This is a genomic window from Clostridium sp. DL-VIII (assembly GCF_000230835.1).
Taxonomy (GTDB): domain Bacteria; phylum Bacillota; class Clostridia; order Clostridiales; family Clostridiaceae; genus Clostridium.
On sequence record NZ_CM001240.1, the window covers coordinates 3,005,112 to 3,031,096 of the forward strand.

At 28.1% G+C, this 25,985-nt stretch carries 30 protein-coding genes; 22 read left to right on the forward strand and 8 right to left on the reverse strand.

Annotated elements, in window-relative coordinates:
* Positions 1-19: 19 nt before the first annotated feature.
* A complete protein-coding gene (locus CDLVIII_RS13760; RefSeq protein ID WP_009170047.1) occupies positions 20-223 on the reverse strand; it encodes an alpha/beta-type small acid-soluble spore protein in 204 nt (67 codons plus the stop codon).
* Between the two features lie 213 nt (positions 224-436).
* On the opposite strand from CDLVIII_RS13760, the gene CDLVIII_RS13765 reads away from it, so the two are divergent.
* The 5 genes from CDLVIII_RS13765 to CDLVIII_RS13785 all read left to right on the forward strand — a co-directional run bounded on the left by CDLVIII_RS13765 (position 437) and on the right by CDLVIII_RS13785 (position 5,292).
* Positions 437-1,183, forward strand: a complete 747-nt coding sequence (locus CDLVIII_RS13765) for a C1 family peptidase (RefSeq protein WP_009170048.1) — start codon at positions 437-439, stop codon at positions 1,181-1,183.
* 290 nt (positions 1,184-1,473) lie between these two features.
* On the forward strand, positions 1,474-1,980 hold the full coding sequence (locus CDLVIII_RS13770) for a topology modulation protein (RefSeq protein ID WP_009170049.1): 507 nt from the start codon (positions 1,474-1,476) through the stop codon (positions 1,978-1,980).
* Between the two features lie 243 nt (positions 1,981-2,223).
* Positions 2,224-2,895 carry a plasmid pRiA4b ORF-3 family protein gene (locus CDLVIII_RS13775; RefSeq protein ID WP_009170050.1) on the forward strand — a complete coding sequence of 224 codons (672 nt, stop codon included), beginning with the start codon at positions 2,224-2,226 and terminating at the stop codon, positions 2,893-2,895.
* 198 nt (positions 2,896-3,093) lie between these two features.
* Positions 3,094-3,303 carry an alpha/beta-type small acid-soluble spore protein gene (locus tag CDLVIII_RS13780; protein ID WP_009170051.1) on the forward strand — a complete coding sequence of 70 codons (210 nt, stop codon included), beginning with the start codon at positions 3,094-3,096 and terminating at the stop codon, positions 3,301-3,303.
* A gap of 426 nt (positions 3,304-3,729) precedes the next feature.
* Positions 3,730-5,292 (forward strand): hypothetical protein, encoded by a 1,563-nt coding sequence (locus CDLVIII_RS13785; protein WP_009170052.1) that lies wholly within the window; start codon positions 3,730-3,732, stop codon positions 5,290-5,292.
* 262 nt (positions 5,293-5,554) lie between these two features.
* Here the strand turns inward: CDLVIII_RS13785 and CDLVIII_RS13790 are convergent, their stop codons facing one another.
* Entirely contained in the window at positions 5,555-6,127 is a 573-nt protein-coding gene (locus CDLVIII_RS13790) for a PadR family transcriptional regulator (protein ID WP_009170053.1), read from the reverse strand.
* Positions 6,128-6,287: 160 nt separating this feature from the next.
* Between CDLVIII_RS13790 and CDLVIII_RS13795 the strand changes: the two genes are divergently transcribed.
* A complete protein-coding gene (locus CDLVIII_RS13795; protein WP_009170054.1) occupies positions 6,288-7,754 on the forward strand; it encodes an MDR family MFS transporter in 1,467 nt (488 codons plus the stop codon).
* Between the two features lie 263 nt (positions 7,755-8,017).
* On the forward strand, positions 8,018-8,353 hold the full coding sequence (locus tag CDLVIII_RS13800; protein WP_009170055.1) for a hypothetical protein: 336 nt from the start codon (positions 8,018-8,020) through the stop codon (positions 8,351-8,353).
* A 96-nt stretch (positions 8,354-8,449) separates the two neighbouring features.
* On the opposite strand, the gene CDLVIII_RS13805 is transcribed toward CDLVIII_RS13800, so the two are convergent.
* Positions 8,450-9,895, reverse strand: a complete 1,446-nt coding sequence (locus CDLVIII_RS13805; protein WP_009170056.1) for an amino acid permease — start codon at positions 9,893-9,895, stop codon at positions 8,450-8,452.
* A 417-nt stretch (positions 9,896-10,312) separates the two neighbouring features.
* Here CDLVIII_RS13805 and CDLVIII_RS13810 point away from each other — a divergent pair, with 417 nt between their 5' ends.
* The 3 genes from CDLVIII_RS13810 to CDLVIII_RS13820 all read left to right on the forward strand — a co-directional run bounded on the left by CDLVIII_RS13810 (position 10,313) and on the right by CDLVIII_RS13820 (position 12,327).
* The gene (locus CDLVIII_RS13810) at positions 10,313-10,573 is read left to right on the forward strand and encodes a hypothetical protein (RefSeq protein ID WP_009170057.1); all 261 of its coding nucleotides are present in this window, start codon (positions 10,313-10,315) and stop codon (positions 10,571-10,573) included.
* A 314-nt stretch (positions 10,574-10,887) separates the two neighbouring features.
* A complete protein-coding gene (locus tag CDLVIII_RS13815; RefSeq protein ID WP_009168856.1) occupies positions 10,888-12,117 on the forward strand; it encodes an IS91 family transposase in 1,230 nt (409 codons plus the stop codon).
* A 15-nt stretch (positions 12,118-12,132) separates the two neighbouring features.
* Positions 12,133-12,327: a hypothetical protein gene (locus tag CDLVIII_RS13820; RefSeq protein WP_009168857.1), complete on the forward strand. Its 195-nt coding sequence runs from the start codon at positions 12,133-12,135 to the stop codon at positions 12,325-12,327.
* 125 nt (positions 12,328-12,452) lie between these two features.
* Here the strand turns inward: CDLVIII_RS13820 and CDLVIII_RS13825 are convergent, their stop codons facing one another.
* A complete protein-coding gene (locus tag CDLVIII_RS13825) occupies positions 12,453-12,818 on the reverse strand; it encodes a carboxymuconolactone decarboxylase family protein (protein ID WP_009170058.1) in 366 nt (121 codons plus the stop codon).
* 80 nt (positions 12,819-12,898) lie between these two features.
* Between CDLVIII_RS13825 and CDLVIII_RS13830 the strand changes: the two genes are divergently transcribed.
* From CDLVIII_RS13830 to CDLVIII_RS13840, 3 genes are read left to right on the forward strand one after another with little or no spacing between them, the layout of a single operon-like run.
* On the forward strand, positions 12,899-13,273 hold the full coding sequence (locus CDLVIII_RS13830; protein WP_035302292.1) for a MerR family transcriptional regulator: 375 nt from the start codon (positions 12,899-12,901) through the stop codon (positions 13,271-13,273).
* A 25-nt stretch (positions 13,274-13,298) separates the two neighbouring features.
* Entirely contained in the window at positions 13,299-13,784 is a 486-nt protein-coding gene (locus CDLVIII_RS13835; RefSeq protein WP_009170060.1) for a GNAT family protein, read from the forward strand.
* 29 nt (positions 13,785-13,813) lie between these two features.
* Positions 13,814-14,056 (forward strand): hypothetical protein, encoded by a 243-nt coding sequence (locus CDLVIII_RS13840; RefSeq protein WP_144005378.1) that lies wholly within the window; start codon positions 13,814-13,816, stop codon positions 14,054-14,056.
* 140 nt (positions 14,057-14,196) lie between these two features.
* Here CDLVIII_RS13840 and CDLVIII_RS13845 read toward each other — a convergent pair whose 3' ends face one another.
* On the reverse strand, positions 14,197-14,760 hold the full coding sequence (locus CDLVIII_RS13845; protein WP_009170061.1) for a DUF6143 family protein: 564 nt from the start codon (positions 14,758-14,760) through the stop codon (positions 14,197-14,199).
* A gap of 87 nt (positions 14,761-14,847) precedes the next feature.
* Positions 14,848-15,489: a hypothetical protein gene (locus tag CDLVIII_RS13850; protein ID WP_009170062.1), complete on the reverse strand. Its 642-nt coding sequence runs from the start codon at positions 15,487-15,489 to the stop codon at positions 14,848-14,850.
* A 218-nt stretch (positions 15,490-15,707) separates the two neighbouring features.
* On the opposite strand from CDLVIII_RS13850, the gene CDLVIII_RS13855 reads away from it, so the two are divergent.
* The 4 genes from CDLVIII_RS13855 (at position 15,708) to CDLVIII_RS13865 (ending at position 18,981) form a co-directional block, all read left to right on the forward strand.
* Positions 15,708-16,346: an MBL fold metallo-hydrolase gene (locus tag CDLVIII_RS13855; RefSeq protein WP_009170063.1), complete on the forward strand. Its 639-nt coding sequence runs from the start codon at positions 15,708-15,710 to the stop codon at positions 16,344-16,346.
* A gap of 376 nt (positions 16,347-16,722) precedes the next feature.
* A complete protein-coding gene (locus tag CDLVIII_RS13860) occupies positions 16,723-17,262 on the forward strand; it encodes a nitroreductase family protein (RefSeq protein ID WP_009170064.1) in 540 nt (179 codons plus the stop codon).
* A gap of 284 nt (positions 17,263-17,546) precedes the next feature.
* Positions 17,547-17,675, forward strand: a complete 129-nt coding sequence (locus tag CDLVIII_RS32560) for a hypothetical protein (RefSeq protein WP_009170065.1) — start codon at positions 17,547-17,549, stop codon at positions 17,673-17,675.
* Positions 17,676-17,703: 28 nt separating this feature from the next.
* The gene (locus CDLVIII_RS13865; RefSeq protein ID WP_242835924.1) at positions 17,704-18,981 is read left to right on the forward strand and encodes an ATP-binding protein; all 1,278 of its coding nucleotides are present in this window, start codon (positions 17,704-17,706) and stop codon (positions 18,979-18,981) included.
* Positions 18,982-19,136: 155 nt separating this feature from the next.
* On the opposite strand, the gene CDLVIII_RS13870 is transcribed toward CDLVIII_RS13865, so the two are convergent.
* Positions 19,137-19,526: a hemerythrin family protein gene (locus CDLVIII_RS13870; RefSeq protein ID WP_009170067.1), complete on the reverse strand. Its 390-nt coding sequence runs from the start codon at positions 19,524-19,526 to the stop codon at positions 19,137-19,139.
* Positions 19,527-19,800: 274 nt separating this feature from the next.
* Here CDLVIII_RS13870 and CDLVIII_RS13875 point away from each other — a divergent pair, with 274 nt between their 5' ends.
* On the forward strand, positions 19,801-20,421 hold the full coding sequence (locus CDLVIII_RS13875) for a DUF6304 family protein (RefSeq protein ID WP_009170068.1): 621 nt from the start codon (positions 19,801-19,803) through the stop codon (positions 20,419-20,421).
* A gap of 154 nt (positions 20,422-20,575) precedes the next feature.
* On the opposite strand, the gene CDLVIII_RS13880 is transcribed toward CDLVIII_RS13875, so the two are convergent.
* Positions 20,576-22,006 (reverse strand): aspartate ammonia-lyase, encoded by a 1,431-nt coding sequence (locus CDLVIII_RS13880; RefSeq protein WP_009170069.1) that lies wholly within the window; start codon positions 22,004-22,006, stop codon positions 20,576-20,578.
* Between the two features lie 688 nt (positions 22,007-22,694).
* Here CDLVIII_RS13880 and CDLVIII_RS13885 point away from each other — a divergent pair.
* The 4 genes from CDLVIII_RS13885 (at position 22,695) to CDLVIII_RS13900 (ending at position 25,685) form a co-directional block, all read left to right on the forward strand.
* Positions 22,695-23,147: an Lrp/AsnC family transcriptional regulator gene (locus tag CDLVIII_RS13885; protein ID WP_009170070.1), complete on the forward strand. Its 453-nt coding sequence runs from the start codon at positions 22,695-22,697 to the stop codon at positions 23,145-23,147.
* 218 nt (positions 23,148-23,365) lie between these two features.
* Positions 23,366-23,599 carry a hypothetical protein gene (locus CDLVIII_RS13890; RefSeq protein WP_009170071.1) on the forward strand — a complete coding sequence of 78 codons (234 nt, stop codon included), beginning with the start codon at positions 23,366-23,368 and terminating at the stop codon, positions 23,597-23,599.
* Positions 23,600-24,046: 447 nt separating this feature from the next.
* On the forward strand, positions 24,047-24,316 hold the full coding sequence (locus tag CDLVIII_RS13895) for an ACT domain-containing protein (protein ID WP_009170072.1): 270 nt from the start codon (positions 24,047-24,049) through the stop codon (positions 24,314-24,316).
* Between the two features lie 13 nt (positions 24,317-24,329).
* Positions 24,330-25,685, forward strand: a complete 1,356-nt coding sequence (locus tag CDLVIII_RS13900; protein ID WP_009170073.1) for a PFL family protein — start codon at positions 24,330-24,332, stop codon at positions 25,683-25,685.
* Positions 25,686-25,985: the final 300 nt, after the last annotated feature.

Consider the following 25,985-nt stretch of genomic DNA (forward strand, 5'->3'; position numbering starts at 1 on the left):
ATAGGAGGGGTTTTCTTAATCAATCAAGTAAATTCTTTTCGAATTCTTCAACCATTTTTTTAGTCATTAATCCTCCAATATTTCCACTAATGTGTCCCTTTGATCTTGAACTCGTATTTTCATTATATTTTTCATTAAATTCTATTCCGATTTCATTTTCAAATTCAGTTTTTAATTTTTCTAGTTTTACTTTTGTTTCTGGAACTAAAGGCCGCCTATTCATGTTTAACACCTCTATGTTAGTAATAGTTTAATATTTTTGAGAAAAAAATATACCCTAGAGTATTAGAAATTTAGGTTGAATAAAGTTTACTGAATCTTAACTTAAAATGCATATATTTATACTTAAAATCATTATGTAATATGTTGTAATTTAAATAAAGAAACATTATGATTAGGACATAGAAAAAAATGTAAAAGAAAGGGGCGCATTTATATGAGAAAGTACGATTTAGTTAAGGACAAAGTAGATTCAAGAGATTTAATGTATGGAAAAAGACATGTTGTGGAGAGTGAAATACTCCCCAAAAAAATTGATCTTAGGGAAAAATGTTCACCTGTTGTAGATCAGGGACAGTTAGGAAGCTGCACTGCAAATGCAATTGTTTCAGGACTCAGGGAGTTTATGCTATTAAATGATAATCGTAACCATTTTGAAAGATTATCTAGACTTTTTTTATACTGGTGGGAAAGAGACTTAGAAGGATCTGTTTATAGAGATAGTGGGGCATCTCTTAGAGATGGAATGAAGGTTTTAAAAAACGAGGGAGTCTGCTTAGAAGCTTCATGGCCATATGATATAAAAACTTTTGAAAATTCTCCTACTGAGAAAGAGTTAGAAGAGGCAAAAAACTATACAATTTCAGGATATCAAAGAATAAAGTCTATTGATGAGATTAAACATGCATTACTAATTGAACATTTAGTGGTATTTGGGATAACTGTATATGAATCTTTTGAAACTGTTAAAACTGATGGTATTGTACCAGTGCCAAAGGAGGGAGAAAAGGAACTTGGTGGACATGCTCTGTGCATTGTAGGATATGATGATAATTTTAATAATGGAAGTTTCATTGTTAGAAACTCTTGGGGAGATTCATGGGGAGATAAAGGATATTGTTATATACCTTATAGTATGTTTGAATATCTAATGGATATTTGGACTGTTAAGCTAGGAGCATAAATATATATTAGTGAATTTTATGCGGTTTTAAGCTCTAATGCCCATCCTAAAGTATATTTAATTTTACGTAGAAATAGTATATCAAATAATATTGGCATTTGGGTGAGCATTTTAGCATTATAAAATATATGTATATATTTATGATTTGCTATATTAATTAAATTTCTTTGAGTTTATTGATTATTTTAATGTATAATATCATTATGAATAAATTAAAGTAAATAATATTTCTAAAGATTCTAGAGTAGAGAATGAAATGAATTCAATTTTGGTGAGGTATATTAATAGTTATGAGAAGTAAAAGAATTATGATTATTGGTTGTGGTGGAAGTGGCAAATCAACATTAGCAAGAAATCTTGGGAAAAAGATGAGTATGCCTGTTATACATTTAGATAAATTATTTTGGAGAGCCGGATGGAAATCAATTTCTGATAAAGAATTTGATACTCTTCTACATAATGAACTTATAAAAGATTATTGGATTATAGATGGTAATTTTAACAGAACAATAAGTGAAAGATTAGGTAGGTGTGATACGGTGATTTACCTTGATTTTTCTAGAGTTAGGTGCTTATTTGGAGTGATAAAGCGTGTGCTAAAAAACTATGGACAGACACGTTCTGATATGGGGGAGAATTGTCCAGAAAAATTTGATATGGAATTTTTGAAGTGGATATGGAATTTTAACAAAGTTAATAGAGATAAATATTATCAAGTATTATCAAATGCAAAAGACAAGAAGGTATTTATAGTACATAATCACAGGGAATGTAGAAAGTTATTAGATAGAATATAGATATAAAAAAGTTAATGAATCATAAATTAAATAATGATAAGTGCATTTTATTACAACATATAATTTTATAAAAATGCTTAGCCACGATAAATTTATTATGGTTAAGCATTTTTTATATATTATGATTTAGTTAAATCTCATAAAATAAGATTCTGAATTTGTAGAATAATTTTTTGGTTAAGGAAGATAATAATGCTAGTCATAAAAAATTATAGATAAAAATAATGAATAGGATGATAGTTTATGAAAGCATACAAAATAAAAATAACATTAGAGGGAAGTGCACCACTAATATGGAGGCGCGTAATCGTTCCAGCAGAAATTACATTTAAAAGATTGCATGACATAATTCAACTTTCTATGGGATGGAGTAACTGCCATCTGTATGATTTTAATCTTGTGGAGGAACAATTGAGAATAACTGGCGATGAAGAATCAATTGCAGAATATGAAATGTATTCAAAAATTAAATTAACAAAGAAAAACGATCCATATGGTTTTATTGCAAATTTATTAGAGGTAAAACCAAAACTAAGCAGCAAGGTTAAAATAGATAAGTATTTAAATCAAGATTTTAATATTGCATACATATATGACCTAGGTGAATACTGGAAACATGAAATAGCTTTAGAAGAGAAAATTGAAGACTATGAATATGAATACCCAATGTGTATAGAAGGTGAGGGGGCATGCCCACCTGAGGATGTAGGAGGAATATGTGGGTATGTAGAATTTTTGGAAATTATAAACAATGAAAAACATCCAGAATATGAAGAAACAAAGGAATGGGTAAGCAATCAACACTATGAAGATGTGTTTGATATTGAAAAGATTAATGTTCAGTTAGCAAATATGTTTATGAAGAAGAATTCAAGGAATAAAAAATATTATGGAGAATGGATTAAAACATCGTAATTTTACTATAAATGAGCTTAATAATTTTTATTAAAATGAGTTTAATATTAAAGATTTAGGATAACAATATATCAGATTTAACTAATACAGTGTATAAATTCTACTCATACCAACATTCTACTAGATTATAATTTGTAATAGTGGTTAATATATTACTGCCAAACAAAATAATAATTATATTAAAGGAGGTAGATTCATATGGCTTCAAGCAATAGTGGTAGAAACAGAACTTTAATTCCAGAGGCAAAGGCAGGTTTAAGTAGATTAAAAACTGAGGTTGCTTCAGAAATAGGATTAGGAAACTATGAAAGCGTAGACAAAGGAAATCTTTCTTCAAGACAAAACGGTAGTGTTGGTGGGTTTATGGTAAAACACATGATAGAAAGCTATGAACAAGGCTTAAAATAAAAAGGTTATTAAAAATACATTAAAATAAAAATTTGTCAGAAAAGGGTACTCAATAACGAGTACCTTTTTCTATTTACAAATCAAAATATAAATTCATAAAAGATGAAGGTAATATAAAAAATGTCATGAATGAAATTGTGATTCATATAAAGCAGGTTTATTATAGATAAAAGCATTACTAAATTTATTGCATCATAATAGAAAAATAAGAATTAATGTAATATAGTATATTATTTTGTGCTAAAATAGTGTTATAATGCAATCTTTGGATTATTTATGCTATTATATAGATATGGCTTATTTTTTATGTAATTTTATGACATATAAAAAGTGCTAATTAATTTGTATGTGAAGCGCTTTTAAAGTGTAACATGTAATCGAGAGAAAATAATAGTAGAATTAATAAGGAATACGAGGGAGAGAGACATGCCTAATATTTTTGATGGACTTAGAAAAATTGCAGATAATGATATAATTGAACAAGTTGCATTACTTGAAACTATGAATATAACTAATATATCAAAGCCTGTTATACAAAAGGCTAAGAAAAGAACTATAAGCATAATTAATCTTATAGGAAGTAAAATTGGAAGAAATAATGTGATTGAAGAACCAGAAGTAACTGAAATATGGGCTTTAATTGATGAAAAAAAAGAAGAATTAAAAGATTGCACAAGAGAAGAATTGAATGAAAGATTATTAAATATTCTTTTAGAGAAGATTAAAAGTGATATTGAAGATGAATCTGAGGATGCTATATCAATAGAAGTGATAGAAGAAGCATCTAAGTTATACAAGGTTTACGAAAATTTAACTCCAGGTAAAAAAGCTGATAATATTTATTTAAAATATAATGAAAAGCTTGAAGGCAAAGCAAAAGAGTTTATAAATGCTCAACCTTTCATTGATTTACAAGAAACAGAAGAAAATATAGAAGAAATTATAAACAATATGGATGAAAAACGCAGGAAGGAATTCTTGAAATCCATGGAAGTAGAAAATCTAACATTATTAAACGTGTGGAAAAAAATAGATAGGCAGCATTTTGCAAGACTTATATGGATGGCAGTAAAGGCTTATAAAGGCAGGTTTACACCTAAAGAGGAAATGCTTCCGAGTTTTGTAGATGGTGATAAAGAAGTAGAAGCATTAAAAAGAGATGAAGAATTAAAAAAGTCACAGAGAGAATTATTTGAATTAGAAAATAAAATAGAAATATGTAAGGATAAAATAAATTCTATAGAAAGTAATTTAAAAAAAGAAAATCGTTTGTTAAACATTGCAGTTAAAAATAAAAGCAAAGCTGAAGAAGATATAGAAGAGCTAAAGGAACAAAATGCTAAATTAGAAGAAGTGAAAAAAGCATACGAAAATAAGATAAATGAAATTAAGGAAAATATAGAGAATGCAGCATTAGTAGATGTATTAGATTCATTAACAGAGGAATTTAGAACAGTTAAATTTGAGTCGATTGATATTAATAATAGAATTTCAGATATCAATATAGAAATTACATATAAAAATGAGTTAATAGAAGATAGCATTAAGATTATAACAAGCAGAGAAGAAACCATAAAGCAGATTGGAAATGAATTTCAACAATTTAAAATGGATGCTGAAAATTTAGTAAATGAGTATAACGAAAAGAAAAAAGACGTAATTCAAAGAGAAGAGCTTAAAAGAAATGAAATATTCGAAAGATGGACTAGCTTCTTTGATAAGTTTATATTTGAATTTAAAAATTTAAGTAATGTTGTGAATTTTTCTCAAAAAGAGTTAATTCACGTTGAAGAATGTTTGTATGAATTGCATTTTATAAAAAATCCAATGGCTATGAGTATGGGAATAATTGAAGATAAAAAAGAAAAAGAGGAATACCAATACATTGATATTAGCTTTACTGATAAATTCAAAGTGGAAATACAATATAAGATATTAGGAAAACAAGAAAAGAGTATAAAAATAGTAGAAATCATTCCAGAGTTTTGATGCAATTTTGGAAAATGTTTTTGTAAAAGACAAGCTGTTGAAAAGTCATTTTTCAACAGCTTTTTTTAATTAATGATGATATTATTACAAGATTATTATATATTATATAAGATTTGAAATATTGCATTTTATATTTGTTGGTTGACGTTATAATTAATATATGGTCATTGCTAGAATAAATATTCAAAAATTAGTGAGGAGGAGATGAATTTGGAAAAGAGGGTATATGATTGTGCTTTAAATGTTTATAGAACGCAAGGATTTAATTAAATGGACTTTCATCAAAAATATTATCTATATTTCCTGTATCATATAGGCTATATGCCCATTGACACCATTCAATTCCCCATTTTGCATCGCCTAAAATTTTTGTAAGTATAAGAAACCTGCCAAAGTAGCCAGAATTTGCACTTTCAAGTATTCCCCCTTGTGCTTTAAGATCCTCAATCCTTTTTTTGCATGATAAAAGTTTATCAAGATACATTTTTTCACGTTCCTTAAGTATCTTTTTCGCTTTATCTTTATCTAATATGTGTAAGCAATATGTTTTAAGTAACATCTCATCTTTAGTAATAGGAGCTGTAGTTGTTTTTTCAAGCCATTCCTTTGTAGCATCAAGCCCCATTTTAGTGGGGGTATAAATTTTTTTGTCAGGTTTACCAGATTGCTTTACTAAAACAAATTCTACATATCCATCTTCTTCTAATTTGGAAAGGAGCGGATATATATGACTATGTCTAGTGTGCCAAAATAAATTCATTTTTAGATTCAAGTCATAACCTGACATAGATTCATTGGCTAAAAGTGCTAAAAGGCCATATGATAATGTATTCATGAAAACTCTCCTTTATATGTACAAATTGACATATTAACTTTTAAATAGTATCATAAAAACATTATATGTCCATTTTGTCATATAATCAAATTAACAAAGCTAGAAGTAATCTTTAGTTAAATTTAAATAATATAAAACTTAGAAATCGAGGATGATAAGAATGATAAGTACACAAGATAATAAAACACCTTTTTGGTCAGTAATGTCTCCAATATTTTTAGGAGTTTTTTTAGGAACTTTTAATATGAGTGCAATAAATATTGCATTAACTGAATTTATAAAAATATTTAATACGAGTTTAGATTCTGTAAAGTGGATATTGACAGGATTCATGCTTGCAACGGGTGCAGCATGCCCTTTAGCTGGATATTTAGGAGAAAAGTTTAGTTTTAAGAAACTATATTTATTTGCTCTTACTGGATTTATATTTGCATCAATCTTTTGTGCACTTTCAGTTAATATTTTTATGCTTATAAGTTTTCGTATTATTCAAGGTATATTTAGTGGACTAGTTATACCTTCAACTATGACAATTATTTATCAGGTGATTCCAAAAGATAGACATGCTTTTGCTATAAGTTTATGGAGCATGGCTTCTATGCTTGCCCCTGCACTTGGACCAACTTTAAGTGGATGGCTGATTCAATGTTTTAGTTGGAAAGCAATTTTTATGGTAAATGTGCCAATAGGTATTATTGCTATTATTTTGGTAATTCGTTTCATTCCGCAATATAATTTATCAAAAGCAAATTCATTTGATTTAATCGGATTTATAGAGGTTATTATTTTAAGTCTATCAATATTAGTAGCTTTCAGTGAAGGATCTGTATGGGGATGGCTTTCTTTAAAAATAATTTCTCTTATTATAATTGGAGCTGTTTCCCTTGTACTATTCATATTGAGAGAACTAAAAATAAATTCACCAGCTCTTAATATAAGGGTATTTAAATTTAAGAAGTATACCATAAGTATAGCAGCAGTTAGTATAGTAACAATTGCTCTATATGCTGGAACATTATTAACTCCGTTGTATTTACAAAATTCACAACATTTATCTACTTTAGATACGGGGCTTATTTTGTTACCACCATCATTAGTTATGGCATTTATGATGCCAATAGTCGGAATTTTATATAATCGTATTGATCCAAGAATCTTAATAATATCAGGAATTTGCTTTATAGCTTTAGGATCTTGGGAAATGTCTAAATTACAATTAAATACATCTCATTTATATATAATTTTTTGGATGACAATAAGGTATGTAGGCATTTCTTTTTCAACAATGCCTATAACAAATTCAGGAATGTCAATAATACCTCGAACATTATCTGGGCATGCTTCATCGATTAATAACTGGTTACGTCAAGTATCGAGTTCTTTAGCTATAGGTATATTTAGTTCATTACTCCTTATTCGTATTGATTATCATACAAGGATATTTGAGAGCTTAAATAATACAGCTAGTGACTTGCTTGCACAAAAGGCATATACAATGGGTATAAATGATATATATTTTTTATCTACAATTATTGTATTAATTGGATTACCACTTGGGTTTATGTTGAAGAATAAAATGAATACTGAAAATATAAAATCTGACCAAATGACATCAGCAGCAAACTAGCAAAAGAAGGCTAAGAGTATTTCATAATATTTAACAGAATTAATATGTATATATTATTTGTAATATTGGAAATAATTATAGTATGAATATATGAATACTAAAAGTTAAGTTTATGCTATAATCTATATTTGAGGCAAAACAAGTATAACAGTTAAGAAATAAAAAAGTAAGTATAGATTAATTATTATTCAGTTTTAGTTATAACATATAGTTGTAGATTTAAATCAGGTAACAGAAAAGTGCAATATAAAGGAGGCGGGTTAATGGATGATAATAATGAGGTATTTGAGTTGCTTAATAAAATGTATTCCGAGATTCAAGGAATAAAATCAGATTTTAGTGTGAGATTGGATAAAATAGAAAGTAGATTTGATGATTTAGGACATAAAGTTGATAAAACGAATATTATTATTGAAAATGATATTAAACCTAGAGGTAAAGCTTTATTTGACGGATATAAGCAGAATACAGAAGCTATAAACATCTTTAATAATAAGATTGAGGCATTGCAGAATGAGATAAGTAATTTAACAATAAGAACAGTAAAAAACGAAAATAACATAATTCATTATTCTAAATCAATGGAACAGAACATATAAAATATATTAGATAAAAAATAGCACAGGATTTAATCTTGTGCTATTTTTTATCTTCATAATATTAATTAAAAATTTTTTTTGTTTCTAATGTAGGAATTAATCTGTAAGATTTGATTCTAAAGATTTTTCGTTGGATATATTCTCTGTAGAAGCTGCTTCATCATTCATAGTACTATGAGATTTCCCATAAACAAAATATACTATAAGTCCTATGAGAAACCAAACAACGAATCTTATTTTAGTTGCAGTTTGAAGTTGTAAAATAAGTCCAAAACATGCTAAAGCTGAAATTATTGGTGTCACAGGTACGAATGGGCATTTAAATGATCTTTTTAAATCAGGTCTCTTCTTTCTTAATGCAATTACTCCAAGAGAAACAATGATAAATGCTGCAAGTGTACCTATGTTAGTTAATTCTGAAACTATTCCTATTGGTAAGAAACCAGCGATAAGCGCAGTTGCAATTCCAACCATAAGAGTACTGTTTACAGGTGTTTTTGTCTTTTTGTTTACACCACCGATAACTTCTGGTAAAAGTCCATCTCTAGACATTGCAAAGAATATTCTTGTTTGACCAAACATCATAACCAAAAGTACAGAAGTTAATCCGAATATTGCACCTACTGATACCAATGCTGATCCCCAGTTAATTCCTAATTGCTCAAGAGCAAAAGCAACTGGTGCTGCTGTGTTCATATAGTTTAAGTAAGGAACTACGCCTGTAAGAATTGCAGATACAACTATATATAATACTGTACATATTAAAAGCGATGCTATAATTCCTTTTGGTAAATCTTTTTGAGGATTTTTAACTTCTTCAGCTGCTGTAGATACTGCATCAAAGCCTATATATGCAAAGAATACATATGCAGCACCTTGTAATACTCCGTTAAAACCATAAGGCATAAATGGTGTCCAATTTGCAGGTTGTACATGTCCTACTGCTAAGAATATGAATAGAAATATAATTGCGATTTTTATTGCTACTATAACATTATTAAATCTAGCACTTTCTTTAACACCTATAATTAAGAAAAAAGAAATAAGTGCGATTATAAGCATCGCTGGTAAGTTTACAATTCCACCATCAGCTGGAGAATTAACTAAGTTTGCAGGTAAAATAATGCCGATGTTCTTAAGAAGATTTACCATGTATCCAGACCATCCAATTGCAACAGCTCCAATTGCAACGGCATACTCTAATATTAAATCCCAGCCTATTATCCAGGCCCAAACTTCCCCAAGAGCTGCATAACCGTAAGTATAAGCACTTCCAGCTACTGGAATCATTGCTGCAAATTCAGCATAACACAGAGCGGCAAATGCGCAGGCAAAACCAGCAACAATAAATGATAGTACCAGAGCTGGTCCAGAGAATTTTGCAGCTGCTACTCCTGTAAGTACGAAAATACCGCTTCCAACAATAGCACCAATTCCAAGCATTGTAAGCTCAAAAGAACCTAATGCCTTCTTCAAGGAATTTTCACCTTGAGTTTCATTAATTAAACTTTTGACCGATTTTGTTCTAAAAATGTCCTTCATAATAATGTACTCCCCTCATTTTAATAATGTCTAAAATTTTTCAATAAACAAATGTTTATTAAAAAAAATAGGACTGGAGTATATCTACACCAGTCCTTGCGTATGGTTTTATTATACTATCATTTTAATATTTGTCAATAAATTTTAAAAAAACAACTTAAATTAATAAAATTCTCCTAGTATTGTTAATAATAATAAGTATTTAATCTGTATATATTATAAATTTAAAAAATGATTTTTTGCTATATATAAAAAACTTATGTATTTTTTGTTTTCAGTTTGGGTGTTTATTTTAATAGCACTTCATAATGAAAGGTAATATGGATTTATGATAATGTTAACAAAAGGTTAATAAGTTTGACAAACAACTGACAAAAATCAGTATTAATATAAATAGTAGAAAGGGTGGTTGATATAATGATAAATGAAAATGAAAAATTAGAAATTAGAAATGCAATCACAAAAAAAGATAAGAAAATATTGACCAAAGCATTGGATGGAATAAAAGGATGGAATTTTAATCCTGTAGCAGTGATTACAAATAACATGGAAGATTATTATTTCATATGTAAAGTAAAAACAATAATAGAAAATTTGCAAATGAAGATGGCAAGAATATATATAAAAGTTCAAGAAGGAAATAATCCAAGGATATTAGCTATAGAGGAGATAGTATAAATACATTACATTTATACTAGATAAATTTTTAGTGTTTTATGGTATAAGCAGTAGAGGCAATTTAACTACTGCTTATATATTTTTTGAAATGAGCAATAAAAATTATCAATTAATATGGATTATTGTGGTATATCATGTTATAATATTTATATACCCTAAAGTAAATAACCCCTTATTTACTTACCCTAATAATTTGTGAATGCAGTCATCCCCATGACTGCATTTTTTCATTGTATAGGAAAGTATAAAAATCGCGCTCGCTGAAAGCGCGGCGTAGACTTGCATTAGAAAAATATATGTGGTAAATTGATGAAATGATTAAGAGTAAATTAAGAAGAATATTAGAGGAAAATTGGAATGAATTTTATAAAAGATATAAAAACAGAATTAGACCTAGTGTTATTGCAGAAGTAAAAAAAGTTATGAAATGCAAGGATATAAGTAATGGTTATATTGAATTAAAATGTAAGGAATGTGGCGAAATAAAGAAAGTTGGGTTCACTTGTAAAAGTAGATTTTGTACATCATGTGGAAAGGTTTATGTTGATAATTGGGTTAATGGAATGCTGGGAAAATTAATAAATGTAAAGCATAGACATATGGTATTTACAATACCAGAGGAACTTAGAAATTACTTCGGAAGAGAAAGAGATAGGCTGAAGTTACTTCCGCAATGTGCAGCTAAAGCTGTTACGAGTTGGATGTATAAGCAAAATAAAAAAGAAGAATTTATACCTGGAATTATAGCAGTTATACATACTTTTGGACGAGATTTAAAGTGGAATCCCCACGTCCACATGATGGTTACAGAAGGTGGAAAGGGTAAGCTAACTACCTGGAGAAATTTTAAATATTTTTCGTATGAAGCATTAAGAAAGAGATGGCAAAAAATATTATTAGATGAAATAATAAAAAGAGAAGGAAATAAAGATAGTTTTAGACGATTAAAGAACAAAATATATAAAAATAATAAAGATGGATTTTATGTTCATGCTAAAAATGAAATAAAATCAGCAAAGATAGCTGCAAAATATATTGGAAGATATGTTGGACGACCTGCGATAGCAGAATCAAGAATAATTGCGTATGATGGTGAAAGTGTAACATTTAAATATAAAAGACATGAAGACAATAAAGAAATAATAGAGAAAGTGCCAGTCTTTGAGTTTATAAAAAAAGTTATAATACATATACCAGACAAGAATTTTAAAATGGTGAGATATTTTGGACTGTATTCGAGGAGATGTAAGGATAAAGATCAATTTATCAAGATGATAGATAAGAAAATAATACAAATTAAGAAATCAATAGAAAAGTGGGAATATCGAATTCTTGCGTCTTTTGGGGTAGATCCATGCAAATGTTCTAAATGTGGTGGTAAGATGAGATTTAATGATATAGTGTATCCACGATACGGCTCGATGCGAGAATATTTTAAAGATAAATTTATAAGTGAAGGGAAAGAAAAATTAGAAAACATCCTGGAAATATATGCAATTGCAAAAGGAGTACTATATGGTAAAATAAAGCCGACAACAACATAGTTGGAGGGATGTTAAGTGAAAGATATAATACCATATAAATGTTTAAATTGTGGAATAACAGAAAATATACCTAGGGAGGTTGTAGAATACTTTGATGAGATGGATCAAAGTAATATAGATGAACCGCCTTGTTTTTCATGCGAAAAATGTGGTGGAGTTATGAGACCTAAAGAATACAATGGGGTATATGGCAAAAGTTATAAACTATAAGAAGAAAACCATAGAGGAACAGCAATCTCTATGGTTTTTAATTTAACTATTAATAATTTCTCCGAAGGAGCGTGTCGCAGACACTTTTGTTCTTGATTAATTTTATGAGATGACATAATTACTTTTTAGGCATTAAAAATCTCTTTTGCTACGAAAACTGCATTTAATACTCTTGGAAAACCAATATAAGGAATACATTGTAAGAATACTTCTATAATCTCATCTTTTGATACCCCAACATTTAGTGCACCATTAATATGAACTTTTAATTGATTTTCACAACCTCCAAGTGTAGCAAGAGTTGATAAGGTAATAAGTTCTCTTTGCTTCAAATCAAAGGCGGGTCTGGTGTAAATATCACCAAAAGCAAATTCAATAATATATTTACCAAGATCTGGGGCTATATTTTTTAAGGATTCTATTACAGCAGCACCTCCGTTTCCATCAACCTCATTAAGTTTATTAATTCCATTTGTATATCTTATTTCCATAATTGTAATACCTCCTGTTTTTTGATAATATTAGGATAAATGATGGAGTTAACTCCATGTCAATAGGAAGGGGAAAAAATTTGAATTATTATATTGGGGAATTTTCAAAAAAATTTGGTATTAGCATTGATACATTAAGGTATTATGAGAAAATAGGTTTGATTTACCCAGAAAGGGATAAGATTAATAAACGAATATATTCAGAAAAGGATATAGAATGGTTAAAATTTATAATGCGCTTAAAAGAAACCAATATGCCAATAAAACAGATACAATATTATTCAAAGTTAAGATATGAAGGTAATAATACAATTCAGGAACGACTAGAATTATTAAATGAACATATGAATAGATTAAAGGCAGAAAAAGAAAAAATAGAGGAAAATATGCAGCATTTAAAAGAGAAGATTACTATATATAATGACATGGTGGAAAAAACTAAGAAAATAAAATAGTAAATGTAAGAAGGTGCAATATTGTATGGAACTAAATATACAGCTAATGGATTATGATAAAGCAAGAGAGATTTCAATATGGACTTATAAAGATCCATATTCAATGTATAATATGGATGGAAGTGATGAATGTATAAAAGAATTTCTTAGTGGATATTATTTTTCAGTTTCAAATAAAGAAAAAAAGCTTATAGGATATTATTGTTTTGGAAAATTTGCTCAAGTACCTATAGGAAATCAGTTTGGGGCCTATGATTCAAAAGAATTTACAGATATTGGCTTAGGAATGAAGCCTAGCTTATGTGGAAAAGGAATGGGAATAGACTTTTTTAGAAAAGGTTTAGAGTTTGCAAGAAATGAATTATCTATAGAAAAGTTTCGATTAACTGTGGCAGACTTTAATGAACGAGCAATTAAAGTATATGAAAAGCTTGGATTCAAAAAAGTAGATTATTTTGAAAGAGTATCTGATCTTGGGAAGATTAAATTTTGGATTATGATTTTATGTTAAACGCAAAGCAGATAAAGGAGGCATTTTACTTGTTAATTAAATTTTCTGGACAAGATAATATATTAGATTCTAAGCCATTTATAGATGATGAAGTACAATTTAATCTGCTTCATTTAATAAGAGAAAGTAAATCACCACTTTTATATATGAATGAAAATAAAGTCCCTGTCCTTTATACGGACTTATCTAATCCTGCGTCTAATAAAGCTTATAAAAATGTTGGTTTTATTGAATGCGGAAAAGTTACTCAAGTTGTATTTGAGGGCAAATGAAATAATTATATGTTTTTATGAAAAATATTCTCGTCATATTTAGAATTGTTTTTTTCTTTCACATGTCGAGAATATTAATAAAATTTATTAGAAATTTAGTATCAATTGTAAAAAATAAACCTCTTATGATTTAGCATATATTAACACAATATTGATCTTTCAAACCATCCAAATGCAGTTATTACTTTACTAACTAACTGACTTGAAGATTTTATAATAATGGAATAGTTTCCAGATGGAGCCGAAATAAATTTACCATCTTCCTCAGATACTAGAGTAGAATTTGGCGGAACTATTCGTTTATATACATTAACTCCCTTTATTGGAACTTCAGTAGTAGATTTTACAAATTGAATATTCACTTCATTTCTAGGAAGTGGATTTAAGGAAGTATTTGTTGGAGAAACTTTATCTGATATACTCCATATTGGTGGTTTATTAGTGTTGAGCCATATTTCTGCAGTTAAATATTCATTAGAAAAATTTGAAATAGTAAAAACATTGGTATATAAATTAACGGCTGAGTCATATGGATTTACTAAAGCTGCCCAGGCATTTACTCCTTTTTTTACACATAGAATATCTGTTTGACCTACAAAGTAATTTCCTTCCATTGATTCAAATAGAGGTACTGGAATACTAACTACTTTTTGAGGCTTAGCTGCTTTACTCTCAAGAATATAATCATTATTTTCCTTTATCATAAACCACATCTCCTGATAATTACATTATCATATGATATTTTTTCTTTTCATATATAATATTCAGTAAATAGCTAAATGTTCATTAACTTAAACAGCATTTTGTTTTTCGATGGCAAGAATACATAATTTTTCGGTTATTAATTTAGTTATATCATTTTTAGAGTTGGTATCAATAGTAAATTTGATTTCGTTATTATATTCAAAACATATAAAGTTATTTATAACATTTATCACAAGTAAAGTTTCATTACTTATATAATAGGATTTTACATCATTCCAAGTATAATGTATTCCCCAATATAATATTCCATTATCGGCTATATAATCATTAAGACTATTATGAAGGGCGAAAATAGAAGTAAAGATCAATGTTATAAGGAATAAAGTAAGTATATACATATCAACTGAAATTATAAATGCAACTAATTCAGAAGCGCTAAGTAATACAAGGAATATAAAAATATTTTTAAATCTATTTTTATAATATGGTATTACCTTGAATTCTGCATTGCAGAATTTTATATTGCTATTATATGTTTCATAGAAATCAAAGATAGCACAGATAGTTACTATTATTAATAAAATCAATTCTATTAGACTAAAGATATCTATATTACCTAAAATTCTTATTTCATCCATCCCAGACTTTGCTAAAAGGAATCCAATTAGCCACCCTAATAAGCCAAGAATAAAAAGATTTACAATTAAAAATTTTTCCCATTTCTGCATTGATTGTTCCTCCATTATATTTTATTATTTATTATTAGAAATTGAATGAAAATCTTAATCATTATTTACATCATAAGATGTCTTTATAAAATATATATGAGAAATTTATACAATATATTAATCTAAGAGAATAACAATTTGTTATACAAATTAATAAAATGATATGAAAAGAAGCTCTTGGAATTTTACAGGAATTGGAGATGTAAAAGGGTGAGAATATGGAAATAATAGAAGGTGTAAATATGCTTGATTGTACGGAAAAAAGTCATGTGTATTTAATTAGAGATAAAGAAAATATTTTAATTGATACTGGATTACCAGGCGAAGCTGAAAAAATTTTAAGTGAAATAAAATTTATGAATATTGAGTTGAATAGTATAAAGCACATTCTTTTAACTCATCATGATATTGGTCATGTGGGGAATGCAAAAATATTACAGGATGAAACAGGAGCAGCACTTTGGGCATCCAAAGAAGATGCTCCATATATTATTGGAAAGAAAAGCAGGCTTGGAGTTAAAAGAATTGTTCAAACTTTTATAAGATACAAAAAACCTATTATAAATTATTTTTATAATGGCTATGAGAATATTAGAGGAATAAGAGTAATTAAAACTCCAGGCCATACTCCAGGGCATGTTATTTTTATGTATAAAAATGTTTTGTTTACAGGCGACTTGTTTATTATTGTTAAAGAAAATATTAAATTATTACCGAAGGATAGGAATTGGAATCAATATAATCTTGAAAAATCTTTAGGGCTGTTAAAAAATCTAGAATGTGAATGGATTTGCCCAGCTCATGGAACACCCATTATGAAAAATGACATATGGGAGGAATTTGTTAAAAAATACTGATATATAAGAAGGTGTGTAAAATGCTTATGTCAATATCAATAATATGGTTATTATTGATATTAACCACATAATTAATTTTTGCACGCCTTATTTTTTGAAAAAACTTAAGCAACATGTTAAGTGGTAATTTAATATTTATAGAATATAATAATTCTACTGTGAATTATATGTTTCTAGTAATGAATATCAATCGAAAATTAAAGCTAAGTTGTAAAATCTAATCTGTTAATAAGTTCACTTTCATTGTAGGCATTATAAATTATGTTATAATAATCATAAAAATAAGAGGAGATTGAATGCATAAATAATTAAAGAAATTTAAATAGAGTAATATATACTATTGATCTGAACAAGTACAATGGAGGTTTTTGTTAGTATGATTAAAGAAATTGAGATTCGTAGAAGCATAAGAAAATATATTAATAAGCCAGTTGAGGATGAAAAAATAATTGAGTTACTTGAAGGTGCAAGACTTGCTCCATCAGGTAATAACACGCAGCCATGGCGTTATATTATTGTAAAATCTGAAGAGATGAGACGAAAGGTAATGGGAGCATCTAATAATCAAAAATGGATGTTAACAGCTCCGATATTTATTATATGTGTTGCAGACATACGTTGTAGAATAAAAGAAGAAATAAATATAGATATAGATGATAATAGTCCACAAGATGAATTAAAGCGAATAATTAGAGACACATCAATTTCAGCTGGATATATGTTGCTACAGGCTAATAATTTAGGACTAGGAGTTTGCTGGGTTGCAGAATTTACTCAAGAAGAAATTAGACCAGTTCTAAATATTCCTTCTGATAAATATGTTGTAGGAGTTATAACTGTTGGATATCCAGATGAACAGCCGAAAGCACGTCCGAGAAAGAATCTTGAGGAAATAGTTCGTTATGAATGTTGGTAAAATATAAGAGGAAACCCAATATTATACGGAATTAAATGGAAATAAATACACCTTAAAACGTAGTAAATAATGTTGAAAAACATAATAGATGTTGATATAATAATATTATGGTAGTAAAAGGGAAAATAATCAAAGATTGTAAAGAAAAAGCTAAATTATACATAAGATTTTGTAAAAAATCTTAATAAAAATATTTCCAATTTCACATCTCTTATAAAATTTTTACTTTAATATTGTAGATTATTTTTCTTACTAAGTTTAGTAATTTGATAGAGGTGATTTTTATGGCAATTAAAAACGTATTCGGAAAATTATTATTAAGTATTTCAGGTAGTATGATTAAGGCTTGCACAGCATCATATTATGGACATGGTGTTGAGGAAATGCCGGAATCAATGAAAAAATTAAGATAACAAAGAAATCGCGTAAGGGGGATGTGAATTGGAGATAGATTATATGGATGTTTTGAATTCAATATCTCAAGGCATATTTTTTGTTTATATAATAAGTTATTGTTTACGTGATAAAAAAATATTCAGTGATAAAAAAAAGATAGTATGCATGCTTTTATTATCATGTGGTGGTTACTTTATTCCTAACATATTTGGCAATTTTTCTATATGTGTGTTTGTTACACATATTTTTAGTATAGTTATAATAGTATTTTTTTTCAAAAACAAATATATTGAAGCATTAGTTGCATTTAATTTAATTTATTCAATTGGAGCAATTTGGATGCTTATATTTGGAGATAGTTTATATGAATTTTTAGAATGCATTATTTTTAAAAGACATATAGAGCTTTTAAGCATATTATTCGTTTATGTATGTCAACTGCTATTGTATTTAATATGTATTAAATACCCTAATAAGATAAGACAAATCTATAAAATTATGCAGGCTGAAAAGTTTACAATAAGTTGTATATTTATAATGAGTTTTACTCCAGATTTCTTACTTTCACTAGGCTCAATTGAATACAATGATGAAGCTTTAATATATCAGAATATAAAAATTGTAATTTTTATGGTATTTATTGGATTTAGTGCTGTGTACTTTGCAAAAATAAAGGAACGGGCTAATAAAATATTTCAATTGAATGAAAGTTTAGAAGCTAAAAATAGTGAATTGAAAAAAATAAAATGTGATTATGGAATACAAATGTCATCACTATATGAATTGTGCCTTAGAGAAAAGTATGAAGATGTAGCTGGTTTATTAAAAAGTATTATAAATACACCTAATAGTTCTAAAACGGGTGAAAAGGGTCAGACCAAGGAATCTCTATTATCACTAGCAACTAAACATGTTATGTGTGACGATATAAATATAATAATAGATGATAATGCAGATTTTAAATTAATAGCTATGTCAGAAATGGAGTTATATAGAATAATTGTAAACATAGTTAATAATGCCATAAAGGCTATGAAAAATAGAGGTACATTAATAGCTAAGTCCTTTAGTATTAATGATAAAACAATTATTGAAATAGAGAATGATGGAGAGAAAATACCAGAAAAATATATTGATAAGATTTTCGAGGCCGGATTTACTACTAAGAATAATAGTGACAAAAATCACGGCTATGGATTAAATATAGTTAAAGAGTTAATAGAAAGTTATGGCGGTAATATATCTGTGGAGAGCAGTGAAGTTAGAACTAAATTTACTATTATTTTACCTATAAGGTCTGCAAAGAATACATATATATGTTAAAGAAATGAATTCTAACTGTGGCATAAAATTTTTTGATAAGACAAGTTCCTATTAATATTACATTGATAGACATATATAAATTTTAACCGAGGTTTTAGAAATTTCCAGTAAGCCTCGGTTAAAATTTTATATATCGAATAAAATAAATAAATATATTATTTTCCTATAAGCTTGTCATTTTCAAAAATATGTCCTGTTAACCAATCATTAAGAAATTGAAGTATACTAACTATATATTCATCTTGATTTTCATCTATTGTAGAAAGATCTATATCATTAAGCTTCTTTATGAATGCATCATGTTCAATTTTCTGGGTAAACATTCTCTTGTAGTTGATTTTTTTCATGTATTCTTCTTCAGCTGTAAAATGAAATGCAGTGTAATTTTGTAGCTCTTCTAATAATGTTACTATTTTATCATATTTATCGATTGTAAAATCATTTTTTAAGAGAGTATAAGTTCTATCAGCTATTTCGAAAAGAACTTTATGTTGTTCGTCAATAAAATTTATTCCTGTCTTGTATTCTTCTTTAAATTCATACATTAAAAATTACCTTCTTTCCCAAAATATAATAAGTATATAATAATTATACAACTGATATTTTATAATTACTAGATTTAAACAATAATTTTTATTAATTAATAAAAGATTTTTACTTTTGGTACGAATATCTTAGAATTAGTATAAGAAGAACAGATAAGGAAAAATATTTTTTACATCTGTAGAAGAATATGGTATCATAAGAAAGGTATTGCAAATAGAGAATTTAGGGTGAAATGATAGAGAAAATAACTATAGAAGGGGTACAGAATATTATATGGTCAAGGTAAAATATCCTGCTTTATATACTGATGATTTAGGATGTGAGCAGGCAGAGGTAGGTTTTTCTAAAGAGGGATTAGAGCTTAAAGTAAGAAATTGTATTTTTAAAAATGAGGAATTTAATTTTGATTTCTATACTGATAATACAGAAAATATTAAAGATTTATTCAATTTCAAAGAAAATGAATTGATTGAATATTTTATAGATATTAAAATTCCATTATTGCTGACTTGTGATAATATTGAATATGTGAAAGAGTTTTTGCTTAGAATTGAGAGAAATAAAAATTATTATAGTAACTCGCTTTCGCTTTTGCTTAATAATAAATTGTATATGGTTGAAGGGTATAATTTACAAGAATTAATTAAGAAGATGAAGAAGAAAATACCAGTAGGGTATGAGTTAGCGGATAACTTACATTCAGAATTAGAGTATAGAGTAGAATCTGACACTGAGGCGGTAAAAGATTTTTATTATTTGAAAAGTTTTAATGAAGGATTGAATGAGACTTCAAAGAAAGAGCGTTATTTTTTAAACGACGAATTTAAACGTAATTTTAGTAAATACCAAAGGATACCAGTAACATATATATCAAATGAATGCTATTCAAGTTAATATTATTTATAAATATTAATTTGAATAGAAAAGAGATAGCATATATGAAAATGATATGTTATCTCTTTTTTGGGTTAATTTTGCAATTTATTAAAATCATGTTCAAACAATAGTATTGCCAATAATGGTATTATTAATTCAATATATTTAAAATTTATATTGCTTCATCTATTTGAAGACTTGATTTTGAACTCAATGAGGAATTTATTTCCGTCATAGAAACAGGATCAAGGATTTTTTCTAATTCATCTACAGTCAGTATTCCTTCCCTTAATACAAGTTCTTTAACGGAGTTTCCTGTGCTTAATGCTTTTTTGGCAATATCAGCTGATTTTTTATAACCTATATATGGACAAAGCGCTGTTACAATTCCTATGCTGCTATCCAAGAGTTCTTTACATCTAGTTTCGTTTGCAGTAATTCCTAAAACACAATTATCTATTAGAGTTGTAGTTGCATTTTGAAGAGTTTCTATAGATTCAAACAAATTATAGAACAGAACAGGTTCGAAAGCATTGAGCTCAAGCTGACCAGCTTCCGCAGCCATTGTTATTGTGAAATCATTGCCTATGATATTAAAAGCAACCTGAGAAACTACTTCTAAAATAACAGGATTTACCTTGCCAGGCATAATGGATGATCCATTTTGCATAGGAGGCAAGTTGATTTCAGCAAATCCAGTCTTTGGTCCACTTGATAATAATCTTAAGTCATTTGCCATCTTAGAAAGATTCACAGCACATGTTTTTAAAGCAGCTGAAATATCAACAAAGCAGTCAAGGTTTTGTGTTGCATCAATTAAATCACTAGATTGAACTACATTAAAACCGCTTACTTTTCTAAGAGCAGGTATAATATTTTCTAGGTATTTTGAACTTACATTAATAGAAGTTCCAATGGCAGTACCACCGATATTTAAGACAAGCATTTCTTTTTGAGTTTCTTTTAAACGGTTTATATCACGCTTAATCATTGATGCAAAAGCATTAAAAGATTGTCCAAGTCTAATTGGAACAGCATCTTGCAGTTGAGTACGTCCCATTTTTATAACATTATCAAATTCTAAAGATTTCAATTTAAGTGTATTATATAAACGTTGAAGTTCTGAAATTGTTTTTGGAAGCATTTTCAACACTGTAAGTTTTCCGGCGGTTGGAAAGACATCATTAGTGGACTGTGCCATATTAACATGATCATTTGGGTGTATTACAGAGTAATTGCCTTTTGTCTCACCAAGTAATTCAATAGCTCGATTAGCAATGACTTCATTTGCATTCATATTAGCAGAAGTTCCAGCACCACCTTGAATTGGATCAACTATAAATTCTTCATGTAATTTTCCACAAATAATTTCTTCACAAGCTTTTATTATAGCATTAGCAATAGTAGAAGTTAAAACTCCGGCATCTCTATTTGCTATAGCAGCAGCTTTTTTTATTTCAACAAGACTTATAATAAAGTCTCTATGCAATTTTTTATTTGTAATATGAAAATTATTAGTTGCTCTTAAAGAGTGAATGCCATAATAAGAATCAGCAGGTACGTTTATACTTCCTATAGAATCAGATTCTTTTCTTGTTCTCATTTAAAAATCCTCACTTTCATTTTATATAATTCTTTTAAATTTAAAATATTAGATTTATTATTTCGTTATTAATTCAAAGTTAAAGTAAAAATATTTTTCATTAATCTTCCTGAAATGAAGATTATCACTATTTCAAATCCATGTAAATATTAGAGGAGAAATTGTGAATAAAAACTAAAAATGAGTATATTATACTTAATTAAATTTAATTACACATAAAAAATGCTTAATTTTATGAAGTGCAAACATTATGAGATGAAAACGAATGAAATATGATAAAATATATTTAATGTTCGCATAACGCGAAAAAATTTAAGTTCTTGATAAGAAATTAAGAGTTATGCACCCAGAAATAGAAAGATTTAATCAAATCGTAAACAAAAAAAGAAAAGTTATAAGAAGTAACAATTAAGAATATAAAAGGTGAGTTTATTTTTTTAATAGGCATAATAAAAAAAAACTTGTAATTTTCAGTCTTACACTTTAAAATATTAATAGGACTTATCAATAGATTCAAAGGCCTACTTATCAAAGTAATGTGTATTAAATTATAGAAGAATATATTTAAAATAAGTAATAAAATAGCGCAAAGAAGCGTATCAATACCTAATTAATGAATTTAGAGATTATTTGATATGTTTTTTATTATATAAATATAGATGATTTTTTAGAAGCAGGGGTACTATATATGGACAAAATTGATTTTAAGATTATTGAACTTTTACAAGAAAATGCACGTTATCCATTAAAGCATTTGGCAGAGCAAGTGTTTTTATCAACACCGGCAGTATCAGCTCGTATTGAAAAACTAGAACAATCAGGAGTTATTACAGGATATTCTGCACATGTGGATCCTTTAAAATTAGGATACAATATTAAGGCATTTATTAATTTGGAAATGACTCCAAAACAAAAACCAGAGTTTTATCCTTTTATAGCTAGCTGCCCAAATGTACTTGAATGTAATTGTGTTACCGGTAAATATTCTATGTTAATAAAAGTTTCGTATCATACAACACTGGAATTAGATGCGTTTATTGGTGAACTGCAGAAGTTTGGAAATACAGATACTCAAATAGTATTTTCTACAGCTGTAGAGCATAGAGGAATAGATGTATCATCAGAAGCAGAAAGCAAATAAGAGATCAAAAGATTAAGGAATATTATTAAAATCGTTTTATAGCATGTAGAATCATACATGTTCTAGAACGGTTTTTTCTTTATGAAATAAAATAAAGAATAACTTGGAAATTTATATCATAAATTTATAATAGTATAAATAAATACTAATTAAACTTAATTTGAAAAATTAATATTTGAAGGGTGATATATCAAATAAGGTTGGAAGGAGGAAATATTGTGAATGATGAATATGAAGAAAAGCTAAACGAAAATAAGAACATAATATTAAGAAACATTGAGCAAGGAAAAAAAGCTGGGGTTAATAAAGTTTCAGCAGTATTTGCTATAAATAAACGAGATGAAATTAGAAGAAGTATGATTACAGATTTAGCAACATGGCTAATAATTGATGGATATAAAGTTTCTCTTAAGGAAGGAGAATTAGAAATCTTGACAATAGAATGGGATTAAGGGATTAAAACATAAATTAATTCTTAATATAAGAAGTTTAAGCGGAATATTGGATGAAGGTATGCCGCTTATTTATTGTGTTCAAGTATAATAATTCTAAAACTCATAGACTCAAAAGGAATTTTAGGTAAAATAGCGCATAAAGCTATTATTTATAATAATATTCTTAATATAGCGAGAACTCCAAAAATAATACGAACGTAAAGAAAAAAATGTTACAAAATGTTCAGTGAAAATTGACAAAAGGTAATATAAATTATAGAATAAAGGTAATAATAATGATGCTTTTAGATATTATCCAATTCAATATGAATTGGATAATATTTTTAGGAATATTAAAGAAAATTGTAAAACAATGATGCATGAGCTAACATGCTGAATTATAATTAACTGAAATATGACTGAATAAGTATCTTAAAAATAAACTTAGAAATGGAGTCGATAAGCATGAAAGCAATATTAACAGTAATTGGGCAAGATAAAGTCGGGATTATAGCTGGGGTTAGCCAAAAGTTGTTAGAATATAACATCAATATACTAGATGTTAATCAAACAATAATGCAGGGCTTTTTTACTATGATGATGATATTAGATTGCAAAGACATGAAAGGGAATTTTGAAGAAGTTCGCGCAGGACTTACAACTGAGGGCGAAAGACTTGGGGTGGATGTTAAGATTCAAAGAGAAGAAATATTTAAATCAATGCATTCACTATAATTAGGAGGGGCTTATGAATACTAATAATATACTTGAAACTATAAAGATGATTGAAGAAGAAAAACTTGATGTAAGAACGATAACAATGGGGATTTCGTTACTTGATTGTATAGATCCAGATGGAAACAAAGCTAGAACTAAAATATATGATAAGATTACAAAGTCAGCAGAACGCTTGGTTGAAGTTGGTAGGCAAATTGAAACTGAATTTGGAATTCCAATAGTAAATAAAAGAGTTTCAATAACTCCAATGTCAATAATAGCAGGGGCTACAGATGAAACTGATTATGTTGAATTTGCAAGAACTTTAGACAGAGCAGCTGAAACTTTAGGAATTGATTTCTTAGGAGGATTTTCAGCTTTAGTTCAAAAGGGATGCACTAAAGGGGATAAGATTTTAATAAAATCAATTCCAGAAGCTTTAGCTGTAACAAAGAAAGTTTGTGCATCAGTTAATGTTGGATGTACTAAATCAGGAATAAATATGAATGCAGTAAGGGATATGGCAGAAGTTATAAAGAGAACTGCTGAACTTACTAAGGATACAAAAGGCTTTGGATGTGCTAAGCTTGTTGTATTTGCAAATGCAGTTGAAGATAATCCATTTATGGCAGGAGCTTTCCATGGTGTTGGAGAAGCTGAAAGAATTATAAATGTTGGAGTGAGCGGACCTGGAGTTGTAAAGAGAGCCCTTGAAAAGGTTCGAGGAGAATCTTTTGATATTGTTGCTGAAACTATTAAGCAAACTGCATTTAAAGTCACAAGAATGGGTGAATTGGTTGCAAATGAAGCATCAAAGAGATTAGGCGTACCTTTTGGTATAGTTGATTTATCTTTAGCACCAACTCCGGCTGTTGGTGATTCAGTTGCTGAAATTTTAGAAGAGATAGGTCTTGAACAGGTTGGAACTCATGGTACAATTGCAGCACTTGCAATGCTTAATGATGCAGTTAAAAAAGGTGGAGTTATGGCTTGTAGTCATGTAGGTGGCTTGAGCGGAGCTTTCATACCGGTATCGGAAGATGCAGGAATGATAGATGCAGTAATAAGTGGATCATTAAACTTAGAAAAACTAGAAGGTATGACCTGCGTGTGCTCAGTTGGTCTTGATATGATAGCAATCCCAGGAGATACGCCTGCATCAACAATAGCAGGTATGATTGCTGATGAAGCAGCAATTGGAGTTATCAATAATAAAACTACAGCTGTTAGAATTATACCAGCTCCAGGATGTAAGGTAGGCGATATGGTTGAATTTGGTGGACTTTTAGGTAGAGCACCTGTGATGAAGGTAAATGGAAAAACATCAGAATTATTCGCAAATAGAGGCGGAAGAATCCCAGCGCCTATACATTCATTTAAAAATTAATTACAGATTAACAAATATAACTAGAATAATTAAATGGCTAAAAGCACATGAAAAATTTAATCTATAAATTTTTCGTGTGCTTTTGTTACTGTTCTGTATTTTTAGTTGCTAGAAAGAGTTATATATGAATTGAGCCTTATTTGTTGGATTTTATGACATAATAAGTATATTCATTAATTAAAATAAATATGATTAATAAATTAAAAATTAAGACCTAAAAGACATTATTAAAGTATCTCTTAGGTCTATTTTTATATCATATCTATTGTTAATCTTGGCAAAAAGATATTGATAGGGATT

Coding starts and splice junctions, on each gene's coding strand:
- CDLVIII_RS13760 (WP_009170047.1), bottom strand. CDS start 223: ATGAATAGGCGGCCTTTAGTTCCAGAAACAAAAGTAAAACTAGAAAAA.
- CDLVIII_RS13765 (WP_009170048.1), top strand. CDS start 437: ATGAGAAAGTACGATTTAGTTAAGGACAAAGTAGATTCAAGAGATTTA.
- CDLVIII_RS13770 (WP_009170049.1), top strand. CDS start 1,474: ATGAGAAGTAAAAGAATTATGATTATTGGTTGTGGTGGAAGTGGCAAA.
- CDLVIII_RS13775 (WP_009170050.1), top strand. CDS start 2,224: ATGAAAGCATACAAAATAAAAATAACATTAGAGGGAAGTGCACCACTA.
- CDLVIII_RS13780 (WP_009170051.1), top strand. CDS start 3,094: ATGGCTTCAAGCAATAGTGGTAGAAACAGAACTTTAATTCCAGAGGCA.
- CDLVIII_RS13785 (WP_009170052.1), top strand. CDS start 3,730: ATGCCTAATATTTTTGATGGACTTAGAAAAATTGCAGATAATGATATA.
- CDLVIII_RS13790 (WP_009170053.1), bottom strand. CDS start 6,127: ATGAATACATTATCATATGGCCTTTTAGCACTTTTAGCCAATGAATCT.
- CDLVIII_RS13795 (WP_009170054.1), top strand. CDS start 6,288: ATGATAAGTACACAAGATAATAAAACACCTTTTTGGTCAGTAATGTCT.
- CDLVIII_RS13800 (WP_009170055.1), top strand. CDS start 8,018: ATGGATGATAATAATGAGGTATTTGAGTTGCTTAATAAAATGTATTCC.
- CDLVIII_RS13805 (WP_009170056.1), bottom strand. CDS start 9,895: ATGAAGGACATTTTTAGAACAAAATCGGTCAAAAGTTTAATTAATGAA.
- CDLVIII_RS13810 (WP_009170057.1), top strand. CDS start 10,313: ATGATAAATGAAAATGAAAAATTAGAAATTAGAAATGCAATCACAAAA.
- CDLVIII_RS13815 (WP_009168856.1), top strand. CDS start 10,888: ATGATTAAGAGTAAATTAAGAAGAATATTAGAGGAAAATTGGAATGAA.
- CDLVIII_RS13825 (WP_009170058.1), bottom strand. CDS start 12,818: ATGGAAATAAGATATACAAATGGAATTAATAAACTTAATGAGGTTGAT.
- CDLVIII_RS13835 (WP_009170060.1), top strand. CDS start 13,299: ATGGAACTAAATATACAGCTAATGGATTATGATAAAGCAAGAGAGATT.
- CDLVIII_RS13845 (WP_009170061.1), bottom strand. CDS start 14,760: ATGATAAAGGAAAATAATGATTATATTCTTGAGAGTAAAGCAGCTAAG.
- CDLVIII_RS13850 (WP_009170062.1), bottom strand. CDS start 15,489: ATGCAGAAATGGGAAAAATTTTTAATTGTAAATCTTTTTATTCTTGGC.
- CDLVIII_RS13855 (WP_009170063.1), top strand. CDS start 15,708: ATGGAAATAATAGAAGGTGTAAATATGCTTGATTGTACGGAAAAAAGT.
- CDLVIII_RS13860 (WP_009170064.1), top strand. CDS start 16,723: ATGATTAAAGAAATTGAGATTCGTAGAAGCATAAGAAAATATATTAAT.
- CDLVIII_RS32560 (WP_009170065.1), top strand. CDS start 17,547: ATGGCAATTAAAAACGTATTCGGAAAATTATTATTAAGTATTTCAGGT.
- CDLVIII_RS13870 (WP_009170067.1), bottom strand. CDS start 19,526: ATGTATGAATTTAAAGAAGAATACAAGACAGGAATAAATTTTATTGAC.
- CDLVIII_RS13875 (WP_009170068.1), top strand. CDS start 19,801: ATGGTCAAGGTAAAATATCCTGCTTTATATACTGATGATTTAGGATGT.
- CDLVIII_RS13880 (WP_009170069.1), bottom strand. CDS start 22,006: ATGAGAACAAGAAAAGAATCTGATTCTATAGGAAGTATAAACGTACCT.
- CDLVIII_RS13885 (WP_009170070.1), top strand. CDS start 22,695: ATGGACAAAATTGATTTTAAGATTATTGAACTTTTACAAGAAAATGCA.
- CDLVIII_RS13895 (WP_009170072.1), top strand. CDS start 24,047: ATGAAAGCAATATTAACAGTAATTGGGCAAGATAAAGTCGGGATTATA.
- CDLVIII_RS13900 (WP_009170073.1), top strand. CDS start 24,330: ATGAATACTAATAATATACTTGAAACTATAAAGATGATTGAAGAAGAA.